This is a genomic window from Lonsdalea quercina subsp. quercina, from assembly GCF_000688695.1.
GTDB lineage: Bacteria > Pseudomonadota > Gammaproteobacteria > Enterobacterales > Enterobacteriaceae > Lonsdalea > Lonsdalea quercina_D.
On the sequence record NZ_JIBQ01000006.1, the window covers coordinates 44465 to 56711 of the forward strand.

At 54.7% G+C, this 12247-nt stretch carries 11 protein-coding genes and 1 tRNA gene; 1 reads left to right on the forward strand and 11 read right to left on the reverse strand.

All coding sequences use genetic code 11. The features are described from left to right. Positions 1 to 73: 73 nt before the first annotated feature. The 10 genes from SB13_RS07515 to gpt all read right to left on the reverse strand — a co-directional run bounded on the left by SB13_RS07515 (position 74) and on the right by gpt (position 9113). On the reverse strand, positions 74 to 370 hold the full coding sequence (locus tag SB13_RS07515; protein ID WP_026739756.1) for an isochorismate lyase: 297 nt from the start codon (positions 368 to 370) through the stop codon (positions 74 to 76). A gap of 1155 nt (positions 371 to 1525) precedes the next feature. Beyond that, positions 1526 to 1601, reverse strand: a tRNA-Thr gene (locus SB13_RS07520). Between the two features lie 177 nt (positions 1602 to 1778). Beyond that, a complete protein-coding gene (proA, locus tag SB13_RS07525) occupies positions 1779 to 3032 on the reverse strand; it encodes a glutamate-5-semialdehyde dehydrogenase (RefSeq protein ID WP_026739757.1) in 1254 nt (417 codons plus the stop codon). A 10-nt stretch (positions 3033 to 3042) separates the two neighbouring features. Continuing rightward, on the reverse strand, positions 3043 to 4146 hold the full coding sequence (gene proB / locus SB13_RS07530) for a glutamate 5-kinase (RefSeq protein ID WP_026739758.1): 1104 nt from the start codon (positions 4144 to 4146) through the stop codon (positions 3043 to 3045). 127 nt (positions 4147 to 4273) lie between these two features. After that, entirely contained in the window at positions 4274 to 4648 is a 375-nt protein-coding gene (gene crl / locus SB13_RS07535) for a sigma factor-binding protein Crl (RefSeq protein ID WP_026739759.1), read from the reverse strand. Positions 4649 to 4772: 124 nt separating this feature from the next. Further along, positions 4773 to 5258 carry an outer membrane lipoprotein YfiB gene (gene yfiB / locus SB13_RS07540; protein ID WP_036150739.1) on the reverse strand — a complete coding sequence of 162 codons (486 nt, stop codon included), beginning with the start codon at positions 5256 to 5258 and terminating at the stop codon, positions 4773 to 4775. A gap of 8 nt (positions 5259 to 5266) precedes the next feature. Further along, a complete protein-coding gene (gene dgcN / locus SB13_RS07545) occupies positions 5267 to 6505 on the reverse strand; it encodes a diguanylate cyclase DgcN/YfiN (RefSeq protein WP_026739761.1) in 1239 nt (412 codons plus the stop codon). Further along, positions 6498 to 7121, reverse strand: a complete 624-nt coding sequence (gene yfiR / locus SB13_RS07550; protein ID WP_051616544.1) for a regulatory sequestration protein YfiR — start codon at positions 7119 to 7121, stop codon at positions 6498 to 6500. The genes dgcN and yfiR overlap by 8 nt, the downstream gene beginning before the upstream one ends. 128 nt (positions 7122 to 7249) lie before the next feature. Further along, complete coding sequence (gene frsA / locus SB13_RS07555; RefSeq protein WP_026739763.1) at positions 7250 to 8503, reverse strand: esterase FrsA; 1254 nt, start codon at positions 8501 to 8503, stop codon at positions 7250 to 7252. Between the two features lie 151 nt (positions 8504 to 8654). Beyond that, positions 8655 to 9113 (reverse strand): xanthine phosphoribosyltransferase, encoded by a 459-nt coding sequence (gene gpt / locus SB13_RS07560; RefSeq protein ID WP_026739764.1) that lies wholly within the window; start codon positions 9111 to 9113, stop codon positions 8655 to 8657. A gap of 341 nt (positions 9114 to 9454) precedes the next feature. Between gpt and pepD the strand changes: the two genes are divergently transcribed. Further along, on the forward strand, positions 9455 to 10915 hold the full coding sequence (gene pepD, locus SB13_RS07565) for a beta-Ala-His dipeptidase (protein ID WP_026739765.1): 1461 nt from the start codon (positions 9455 to 9457) through the stop codon (positions 10913 to 10915). 69 nt (positions 10916 to 10984) lie between these two features. Here pepD and dinB read toward each other — a convergent pair whose 3' ends face one another. After that, the gene (gene dinB, locus SB13_RS07570) at positions 10985 to 12046 is read right to left on the reverse strand and encodes a DNA polymerase IV (RefSeq protein ID WP_026739766.1); all 1062 of its coding nucleotides are present in this window, start codon (positions 12044 to 12046) and stop codon (positions 10985 to 10987) included. Between the last annotated feature and the right edge of the window lie 201 nt (positions 12047 to 12247).

Genomic DNA, 12247 nt, shown 5'->3' on the forward strand with positions numbered 1-12247 from the left:
GACTATCTCGGCGTATCCATTCATTCTTTTGCAGTACGGGTAAAATATTTCCATTGATGAAATCTTTAGGAATTTAGTTTTTCGTCCTCCAATATTTAATTTGCGCATTAATATATTGATGAATGATATGCCCATAGAGTGAGGCAATGAATTCTTCATCAATATAATGCTCTCTCGCCCAGCGTCGGCGTTCATCTAGCATGCTTTCTACGCGTTCGGGCGCTTGAATACTGGCTTCGTCGGCCTTATAGCGGCTGGCCGCGTAGACGTAATCTAGGCGTTGCAAAAAAAGCTCGAATATCTGCCTATCAAGGGTATCGATACCTTTTCTGACATCTTGCAAATTGCGGCAATCCTTTGGCTTAAGCATAAATGCACCGTCCTTTACTCAACGTATGTTGGTATTAACCAACAGGTGGCTATGACTGATGGGGGAAATAAAATGAACTTACGGGAGAACCCTATGTGAAAATGGAGAATATTCCCGTCAAGAAAAAGTTATAGCAGAAAGTATTTCAAGTAAATATATTATTGTTGAGATATAAATATTTTATATTTTTGTGTTGATATCTCTAGAATAATTAATGAATTACATCTTCAGTGTGCCCAGGACCTATTACGCAGCCCGACTCCGCAGAACCGGATTGACTCGATGACTATTGAATAAGACAACTTGATGTTAATGATGGCTTCATCAGCAACGTAAGAGCGTTCTTATTAATGAACGTTTATCCGAAGAATGTATTATTAGAAAAATTCACGAAGCCAAGGTTATGGTTCCAGCCAATGAACTTGGCCGCAGACATGCGATTTAAACCTGACGCAGCAGTTGGGTGGCGTGAAATAGCAGGAAGTGAAACGGTTTAAGTCATCTGAAGAAGAGAATGCCTGCCTCAAGAATTTCCTCGTCGAAGCCATGCTGAATAAAAAGGCGCTATAAGTGGCTCTCGGATGAAAATACACTGAAGACAGATTATCTGTGGAAAGCCATGTTTTGAAGTGTGGTTAGACGATAACGTATATGAGCCACACACAGCGCTGAATGAGTTGCCGCCATCAGAAATCGTTATCGGCTAGCCTAAAAGAGAATTTAAAGGCAAAACTGGTATGACTTACAGACTGTTGTACCTAATCACATGACACGATCATGACCTCACTTGGCTTCTTGCCCTCCGCACCACATTTCTGTCGTCATTGCGTGGGAACGAGCATCTGCAAATGTGATCGTGAGATGAATTCCAGCGACAACATTTTGGGTTTATCAGCCATACGCTAGCGGAACCATCCTGATCCTACTTCAGCGAGGTTCAACAAATCATGAAAGCTCTCGCTTCAGGCTTAGCGCGGCGATTCTGCATGCCGTGGAAAGTTATGTGGTTAGGAGCCCCGGTCTGAACAGGACATATACATATTCTGTACCGGACTCGAGCGAAGGGNCATGGACGACGATGGACGAGAGGAACAATAAAAATCGTTATGGAACCGTGAGATTATAGATGGTTACGGGTATTTGAGGATGTTGAAATGGTGCCGATAATAGGAGTCGAACCTACGACCTTCGCATTACGAATGCGCTGCTCTACCAACTGAGCTATATCGGCTTTTTAGGTCGCCCGGCGAATGCCTGACGATGCGTTACGGGGTGACAAACTAGTGAAATCATGCCGGCAAGTCAAGCATCTGGCGCTCGTCTGCCGATTTTATAATCGGACCAACGAGCGCTTTTTTCCTGTTATAGCAGCTTGTTATAACGACCTAAATCGCTATAACACGGGTGATTAAGCGCGGACGAGATCGTCGCCGTAGCCAATCCACTTGTAGGTGGTGAGCGCTTCCAGTCCCATCGGGCCGCGGGCATGCAGTTTCTGCGTGCTGACGGCGACTTCGGCGCCCAGTCCGAATTGTCCACCGTCGGTGAAACGGGTGCTGGCATTCACGTAGACAGCGGAGGAGTCGACCTCACGGATAAACTGTTCCGCACGGCTCAGTGAACGCGTCAGAATCGAATCTGAATGCTGCGTACCGTGCTCACGGATGTGGGAAACGGCATCGTCAATATCGTCCACCAGCGCGACATTCAGGTCCAGAGACAGCCACTCATCGTCAAAGTCGGCGGCTTCAACGGCCGTGACTTGCGCCGGTCCCTCGCTTAGCAGCGGCAGAGAACGCGGGCAGGCGTGCAGCGTGACGCCGCTTTTATGCATCGCGGCGCTCAGCTGCGGCAGGAAATCCTGCGCGATACGCTGATGAACCAGCAGCGTTTCCAACGTGTTGCAAGTGCTGGGACGCTGGGTTTTCGCGTTTACGATGATGCGCAACGCGGGATCGAACTCCATCGACTCATCAACGTAAATATGGCAGACGCCAATGCCGCCGGTGATAACCGGGATCGTGGACTGTTCTCGGCACAGCTTGTGGAGACCCGCGCCGCCGCGCGGGATCAGCATATCCACGTAGCGGTCGAGCTTCATCAGTTGGTTAACAAGTTCGCGGTCCGGCTTTTCGATCGCCTGAATCGCCGCCGCCGGCAAGCCGCACTGCGTCAACGCCCGCTGGATCACGCTGACCGTGGCCACGTTGGTGCGATAGGTCTCTTTCCCGCCGCGCAGAATGGCCGCGTTGCCGGTTTTCAGGCACAGGCTCGCTACATCGACCGTCACATTGGGACGCGCTTCGTAGATAACCCCGACCACGCCCAGCGGTACGCGTCGACGTTCCAGCTTGAGACCATTGTCCAGGATCCGTCCATCGATGACTTCGCCGACCGGATCGTTGAGGCGGCAGACCTGACGCACGTCGCTGGCGATCGCCGACAAACGCGCCGGGGTCAGCTGCAGACGGTCCAGCATCGCTTCGCTCAGTCCTTCTTCACGTGCGGCGGCAACGTCCTGTTCGTTGGCGGACAGAATAGAGGCGCTCTCCGCTTCCAGCAGATCGGCTATCGCCATAAGGGCCTGATTTTTCTGACTGGTGCTCAAGGCCGCCAGTTGATAAGAGGCCTGTTTTGCCGCTTTGCCCATTTGTTCAAGCACCGCGTACTCCTTAATTAATAATCATGTCGTCCCGATGAACCGCCACCGGACCGTATTCGTATCCAAGAATATCTTCAATCTCCTGGGAGTGGTGGCCCGCAATCATGCGTAATGCATCACTGTTGTAGCGAGTGACCGCATGAGCCAAATCCCGACCGGACAGGCTGCGTACGCAGATAACTTCGCCACGCGAGAAAATCCCCGTCACATCCCGAATGCCTTTTGGCAGGAGAGAACTACCACGCTCCTGGATGGCGGACAGTGCGCCGTCATCGACAATGATTTCACCGGCCGGAGGCGCGCCGAAAATCCAACGTTTGCGTTTTTCGAGCGGCTCGTCGACGGCGTGGAAGTGAGTCCCGACCGACACATTATTCATCACATCGCCAATAACGCCGAGTCGGCATCCTTCGGCAATGATCACGTCGATACCGGCGCGGCAGGCCACTTCGGCCGCCTGGATTTTGGTCGACATACCGCCAGTACCCAGACCCGATACGCTGCCGCCGGCGATGTGGCGAAGTTCATCGGTGATGGTCGGCACGTCGCTAATCAGCTTCGCATCCGGATTGTCGCGCGGATCGGCGGTGAACAGGCCCTTCTGATCGGNGAGCAGAAGCAGCTTGTCGGCGTCCGCCATAATGGCGACCAGCGCCGACAGGTTGTCGTTGTCGCCCACCTTGATTTCCAACGTCGCGACTGCATCGTTCTCATTGATCACCGGAACGACGCGATTATCCAGCAGTGCGCGCATGGTGTCGCGCGCATTGAGGAACCGTTCTCGATCTTCCATATCCGCACGGGTCAGTAACATCTGACCGATGTGGATGCCGTAAATCGAAAACAGCTGTTCCCATAGTTGGATGAGTCGACTCTGTCCGACAGCGGCTAAAAGCTGCTTGGTGGCGACATTCGCGGGGAGGTCGGGATAGCCGAGATGCTCACGGCCTGCGGCGATAGCGCCTGAAGTTACAATCACAATGCGATGCCCTGCGGCATGCAGCTGCGCGCACTGACGTACAAGTTCTACGATATGGGCCCGGTTGAGGCGAGAAGACCCGCCTGTCAGCACGCTGGTGCCCAGTTTTACAACCATCGTTTGGCTGCCACTCATAATTTTTCTGCCATTGCTTTGTATAAAAAAAGATGATGATGAAGAAAACGTTGTAACAGGAGAGACGCGTTATGCCAACAGGCACAACGCGAAAAAAACCGACACAGGCGCATGACCTGAAGAGGCGTTAGGGTCTTTCCGCTAAGGAATAGGGGGGGTCTAGCTGCTGTACCAGGACTTCCAGTCGCTTGTGGAAACTTTGCCGCGTGGTGTCTACTTTTTCGGTGATGGCTTTGTCTTTGAACTTGATTTCAGACCAGTTGCCAGCTTCATCGAACAGGCCATAGCGATACGAGTAGGTCATACTTTGACCCTGCGCTTCCAAATCTAACCACCAGCCCCAAAACTCGCGTTTTTCCGGTTCGGCTTTGACATCGACGCACATCGCCAGACAGTCAAAGAAGAAGTAGAAATCATGGCACTGGCCTTCCCGCAAATAGGGTCCCAAAGAGGTAAAGTTTTTAATCAAACGGTGTCGCGTATGTCCACACGGTAATGTCATTCGGCATTCTCCAAGTTTTAACATTAAGTTATTAGCAGAGATGCCGCATTTTTCAACCAAATTGCTGGATAAATAAGGCTTGACGACAGGCGATTTTATCGCGGCCTGCCGCCAATAGGACCCTTTACGGGGAGGTGATCACGATGGAAACCCGGCGATTTTCCGCCCTGCCCTGCGCCGTCGCATTGCTCGTAATGGGATAATCCTTGCCCAGACCACGCGTCTGAAGTTGGCTGCGCGGAATGTTGGCGCTCGTGGCGTAAACATTCGCGACCACTTCCGCGCGGCGCAAGGAGAGCGCCTTGTTGTAGCGATCGTCGCCGGTATTGTCCGTATGGCCATCCATGCGGGCGTGACTCAGCCCCACGGCCGACAACGTTTTGGCGACTTTTTGGATCGCCGCGCGGCTTTGGGGGGTTAGTGTGGATTGGTCGAGGTCGAACAGCACTTTTTCCGTCAGCCCCAGCGCCCACCCCTCTTCGCACGGCTTGAATCCCGTCGATTGCAATGCCGCAACCTGTTGGGGAGTGAACGGGGCTTTGTGAGACTGGCAGGCCGTCAGCCCTAGAGCCAGCGCGGCAATCAACATGAACTGCAGAGTGAACTTCATACTACCACTTACCTCGTTAACGCATGTCGCCGGTATTTTTGCTTTTCCAGGTACATGTTTTTGTCAGCCTGCTCCAGGAGGTCCTCTATAGTGGAGTACTGATCGGCAATCGCTACGCCAATGCTTAGCGACATCACAACTTCCGCGCCATTTTGAAGTTCGATCGGCTGGCTTACGCGACGGCGGATCTTGTTCACGATGGGCATAACGTCATCCATATCCTGGACGTCAGACAGGATTAAAGCGAACTCATCGCCGCCCAATCGCGCCGGAAGGTCTTTTTTCCCTGCGCAATATTTCAATCGTTTAGCGATGGTTATCAACACCTTGTCGCCAGCTGCATGGCCATAGGTATCATTGATATATTTAAACTGATTGCCATCCATAAACAGCACGGCTGTGCGGCTGTGGCTCTCTTCATCTTCCAGCACGTTTTCCAGCGCGCTGCAGAATGCCGTACGGTTGGCTAACCCCGTCAAAGCATCGTGCAGAGAACGTTTCAGCAATGAATCGTTCTCTTTCAGAATCTGCTCCTGCCAGCTTTCAATCTCTTCGAGCAGGCTGTTGAAATCCTGGCTAAAGACATCCAGTTCAACAATCTTTGCCGACGGCACTCGCCGGGCAAAGTTACGGTTTTCTCGAATATCGTGCACCACCTCGGCAATATTCTGCAGCGCCATAATCAAGCCGTGGTGCAGATGACGGGTGATGATGACGGACAATATCGAGGCGAAGACCAGGCACAGCGTGAGCACCAGCAGGGAAAAGTAAACAAAGCTTTTAACCGGGGCGTCGCTGCCCGAAATCTCGATGTGGCCCACGAGATTGCCCCGGTGATAGATGGGCTGCAGTACCGAACTGGGGAAGAGCCATTTGGCGATCATTCGGCTCATCGGGTCGGCGTGCTCGCTGCCCGCGGCTTGCCAGAATGTGATTTTTCGTCCGTTCGCATCAGTAACTATAGCCTGACTGAACTGACCTTGCTGGCCGAGAGTGCTCAGCGTTTCACGGGCCGCTACGCCGTCGCGGAACACGACAGCGGCCTCGATGCTTTGGCTCAGGGTACTGGTGAGCAACTGCAGATTCTTCTCAGAATACTGTTTGAATGAAATCAGCGACGCCGTGGTGATCAGCATCCAAGACACCGTCATGGTGATGACGATACTCAAGGTACTGATACGCGCCAGGGCATTCCTGAAAGTGATTCTGCCGGTGACTGTACTGGACGTAGAGGCTGGCTTATCCATGTTTAGCATTCCGCGGACGACCAAGCATTAATACTTCGGGACTAACTTTCACCCCGGTACGAAACAACGAGTCCAAATTTACAGAGAAACTGACCTTTTTATCCGCGAAGATAAGACAAAATGCGCTGCCATCAACACATTCGGGGTTTTGTTCCGAAATAGTCAGTAGTGGATGCGCCGGGTCCAGGCTTGAAATTCCGACCTGCTCTTGAATGGATTCCCTGCCGAAGTATACCGCATCGCAGTGCGAGGACGAAAAATCATCGACATCTTCTATCAATATTGTATTGAATAAGGGGATATCTTGTTCATTACGGGTATCGGTGAGCACGGCAGCGAAATGCGCTGAAGAGAATACGCAAAGCGTGGGAACCATTTGGGCGGATGGCCATCGAGTGTAGCTGACGATACCGGAAACGGTACGACGTAGATCGGCAGCCGAAACCTGATTCATCTCTGTTTTAAGATTGGACGCATCGGCCCTGGCTAACAACATAAGGGGTAACATCGAAAATATCAGAACAAGTAAGATCCACCTTCTCTCCATAATAACGTTATCCAGCTGCTTATCATCCAATTGGGAAGGAATGTTTTTTTGCACGCGCTGCAAAGCCAAACGCGCGGCGGCTTACCTTCAAAGCTATTTTATTTTTCAAATAGCATAGCTAAGGAATACGTTATCACCATCCCATCCAAGGTAATGGGACGATAAAGGGGACGATCATGCGGCAGATAAAGACATCGTTACTGAAGCTGATGCCCTAACCAATGGCTGATTTGCTGTAAACAGAGATGGAAACTTTCATAGACCGGTGAAGCTTTGACCTCCAGTAGCTTGCCCTGGGACGATGAGTTAACGATCAGTTCGGACTCCTCTTTCGGGCTGAGTACGTCGTCCTTCCAATAAGCGGAGAGCATCGCCGTTGGGCAACGCCGCCCCAACAACCCCTGCGTTTTTAAGGAATAGCGTCCCATCTCGGCCTTCAATGCGGCGTCGGTGGAAGACGGCATGCCGAGCCGGCTGGCGAGGATATCCATATACATATCCGGCACATCCTGCTGACGCACGGCGCCAGCCAGCAGCGAATGCACCACCGGCCCCAGACAGGCGACAGCCTTCAGACGCGGCGATTCCAGATACGCGAGCCGGACGGCGATATTCGCGCCGAAACGAAAACCAAATGCCCCTACTCGGGTATGGTCCACCCACGGTACGTCCGGCAAGGCTTTCAATACCTGCTGATGCAGGAAACTGGAGTCTTGATCCAACTTCCAGCGCGACGAAAAACCGACTGACGGCATATCAATCGTTAGCATCGCCATCCCCGCCGGCGCCAGATAGTCATGGAACAAGCGGTAATAGTCGCTCTGAAGCAGGTCCAGGCTGCCGCACACCAGCACGGTGGGGAACGGCGCGCTGCCCTGAGAGGGCAAATGCAAAAACCCGGTCAGCGTTCCGCCGCCGTCGATGGGAATAGACAGCGTTTTTAGTTCATAGCTCAGCAGGTCGGCAGCTTCTTCGTAGGCGCGATTCGCCATCGTCTGCGCCTGCTCGGCAAGCTCATCGCCCTTCAGGTGCGGATAGGCGGCGATGCTGTACAGCGCGGCAGCCTTCAGCCAGCACTGCCCTTTGGTCTCATCATCGAGTTCGCTCTCACTCTCCGTCGCCTGCTGCTGCCAGCGCATTCCCTGCACCACCCATTCGTAAATCCAGTTTCCGCCGCGATAACCGATGACCGTATCCAGCAGCGCGTCGTCGCTGCGCTGGGCCGTACTGGCGGCAATGCGCGACAGTACCTCCTCAATGTCCAGCGGCGCGACGCCGCGCCAAATCCACATCAGGCGGTTGATCATCCGATACCAGGCGCTGTTGTCGCTGCCCTCCAGGGCGGAGTGCATCGCGCTGGTGGAGTGATGCGCGCGCGGGATCAGGGTCGAGGTTTCCGGATGTTTGAAGGACGGTTTGAACAGCTTTTCGGACAGGTTGGCCTGAACCACAACAGCCTCCATATAAGATCAAGCAGCAGAGAGAGCGTTTCGCTAAAGTGTACTCAACACCACATGGAAATGCAGTACAGGAGAGGGAAAAGAGTCGGAAATGACAACGCCCGGCAAAACCGGGCGTTATAGACGGCAAATCAGGGAGCGATTAGCGGTCGGACAGCGGCGGCACGAACACCACGCCCATGTCCCAAGGCTGCTCAATCCAGGTATCCTGCGGGATATCAACCTGATAATCGTCCACCAGCGGTTTCCCAGCCGGTTTCGCAAAAATGGTGATGAAGTGCGCTTTCGGATACATATCGCGAATCGCTTTGGCGGTACCGCCGGTATCGACCAGATCGTCCACCACGATGAAGCCTTCGCCATCGCCTTCGGCACGTTTCAGCACCTTCAGCTCGCGCTGGTTGTCATGGTCGTAGCTGGAGATGCATACGGTGTCTACATGACGGATGCCCAGCTCACGGGCCAGCAGAGAACCCGGAACCAGACCGCCGCGGCTAACGGCGATAATGCCTTTCCATTGGTCCGCCGGCAGTAAACGCTCGGCCAGTTTGCGGGCATGAATCTGCAACATATCCCAGGTTACGACGTATTTTTCACTCATATAATATATCCCGGCCAACGGTGGAGTCGGCTTTATCATAGTCGGAGGGGGAAAAAGGTTGCGCGAGATTATAGATAGGCAACCTCATAAAAACCAGCCTTTATCCGATTGAGTTTTGTGGGTGGCGACAAAATCCCCGCCGCCATTGTCGGCAATCCGCCCGCGGTCGGCCACCTCAGCCGGTTCTTCGCGACCAGGATTGACAGACTCTCCCCGGCGGCGGGAAAGTGATACTCTGTTTCATGATGCCCGATCGCCGTGCTCAAGCGCGATCATTTTTTAACCTGTAGCGCCTCACGCGCCAGACGCGGACTTAGGCTGCTGAAAAGGAGACGTTAATAGTGTCTGAATTGTCTCAGCTTTCCCCACAGCCCCTGTGGGATATTTTTGCCACGATCTGTTCCATTCCGCATCCCTCCTATCATGAAGAGGCGCTGGCGGCGCATATTCTGTCATGGGCGCAGGCGCGCGGCATTCATTCAGAGCGCGATCGCGTCGGCAACATTCTGCTGCGCAAACCGGCGACGCCCGGCATGGAAAACCGCAAGCCGGTCGTGCTGCAAGCGCATCTGGATATGGTGCCGCAGAAAAACAACGATACGGCGCATGATTTCACGAAAGATCCGATTCAGCCGTATATCGACGGCGAGTGGGTGAAAGCGCGCGGCACCACGCTGGGTGCGGACAACGGTATCGGCATGGCGTCTACGCTGGCCGTCCTCTCCGACGACAGCGTCGAGCACGGCCCGCTGGAAGTACTGCTCACCATGACGGAAGAGTCCGGCATGGATGGCGCTTTCGGCCTGCAACCGAACTGGCTGCAGGGAGAGATTCTGATCAACACCGACTCGGAAGAGGAAGGCGAAGTCTACATGGGCTGCGCGGGCGGGATCGATTTCCTGACGCGGCTGCCGCTGCAACGTGAAGCGGTGCCTGCGGGCTATCAGGTGATGAAGCTGGTGATTAAAGGGCTGAAAGGCGGCCATTCCGGCTGCGACATTCACCTGGGGCTCGGCAACGCCAATAAACTGCTGGGCCGTTTCCTGGCAGAGCAGGCGAAAACGCTGGACCTGCGTCTCCTCGACCTGAACGGCGGCACGCTGCGCAACGCCATCCCCCGCGAAAGCGCGGTCACGCTGGCCGTCGCGGCTGATAAAGTCGCTGCGCTGAAAGCGGCGGCACAGGATTATGTCGCCGTACTGAAACATGAGCTGGCCGCAGTGGAAAAAAACATCGCTGTTCTCGTCGAACCGACGTCGGACGCCTCGGCGGCCCTGACCACGGACAGCCGCGACCGGCTGGTGGCTCTGCTTAACGCAATCCCTAACGGCGTGATCCGCATGAGCGACGAGGTCAAAGGCGTGGTGGAGACCTCGCTCAACGTCGGGGTCATCACTATGACCGAGACGCAGGCGGAAGTGCACTGCCTGATCCGGTCGCTGATCGACAGCGGCAAGGACTATGTGGTGAGCGTGCTGACGTCGCTGGGACAGCTGGCCGGCGCGGAAACTCGTCCTAAAGGCGGCTATCCGGGCTGGCAGCCAGACGCGCAATCACCGGTCATGCAACTAGTGCGGGAAACCTACCAGCAGCTATTCGACAAAACGCCGAGCGTTCAGGTGATCCACGCCGGTCTGGAATGCGGGCTGTTTAAGAAGCCTTATCCGGAGATGGATATGGTTTCCATCGGACCGACCATCACCGGACCGCACTCGCCGGATGAGCGGGTGAATATCGCCAGCGTTGGCCTGTATTGGCAACTGCTGACCGCGGTTCTGAAAGCCATCCCAGAGAAACGCTAAGGCGTTCATCGCCTGCCCTTCCCGCATCCGGCTGAAAACCTCGCCGGATGCGGCGCCAAGCGCTCTCGATTAACGCTCCCAGTTAAATACCAGCTGCCGCTCCAGCTGCGGGTCCAGTAGCGTCACGTGTAATCCCACCAGCCGAACGCCGCGCGCCTCCCGCCGCTGCTCCCAGGTCTGCCTCGCCAACTGGATGAGATCCTGTTTGTTCAGCACCGGCCAGACGTGCTCCTGCGTAGTCTGCCGAAAATCGTCGAACTTCAGCTTTACGCCCTGACGCGCGATATGCAGATCCGGCTTCACCCGACGCAGCCGCACCTCCAGCTCGTCATACAGCGTTTCGATCAGCGCTTCGCATTGAGGCCAGTCGTGAATATCCTGCGCCAGCGTTTTCTCGACGCCGACGGATTTACGCAGCCGGTCAGGCGACACTTGGCGTTCATCAATACCATGACAGCGCTCCCACAGCACACGCCCGAACTTGCCGAACGACTTCAATAGCGCGGACAAATCATAACGCCGCACGTCGGCGCAGTTATGCAGTCCCCGCTCGGCCAACCGGCTGGCCGTCACTTTACCGACGCCGGGGATCTTCGCCAACGGCAGCGCCAGAATGAAGTCATCCACCTGAGCGGGCGTAATGACGTATTGTCCGTTGGGTTTGTTCTGTTCGGAGGCCACCTTTGCCAGGAATTTGATGGGCGCGACGCCCGCGGAGGCGGTCAGATTCAGCTCATCGAAAATAGCCCGTCGAATCTCCTGCGCCATCAGCGTGGCGGAGCCGTTGCAGTGAAGACTGTCGGTGACATCGAGATACGCTTCGTCGAGCGATAAAGGTTCGATCAGTTCGGTATAGCGGGCAAAGATCTGACGGATCTGGAGGGAGGTGGCTTTGTACACCTCCATACGTCCCGGCAGCAAGGTCAGATGCGGACAGAGTCGCAAAGCGGTCGCAGTCGCCATCGCGCTGTGCACGCCGTAACGGCGAGCGGGATAATTGGCGGTGCTGATTACCCCGCGGCGCAACGCGCTGCCGCCGATGGCAAGGGGAATATCGCGCAGGCGCGGGTTGTCCCGCATTTCAATGGCGGCGTAAAAGCAATCCATATCGACATGAATAATCTTGCGCATATCCCCTCCGGTATCTGTATAAAAATACAGTACCAATGTGGAGTGATGCAAGCAGGTCAACCACCGGAGCCACGTCGCGCCAGTGAACCGCGGAAGTCAAAGGCCCTGACGACGCACTCATCCGCCCGATTTTCGTGGAGAATACGCGAAAAGAAAAAAGGGTTCGCGTTCGCGTCCCGTGACAAAGAGAGTTTCCCTTTT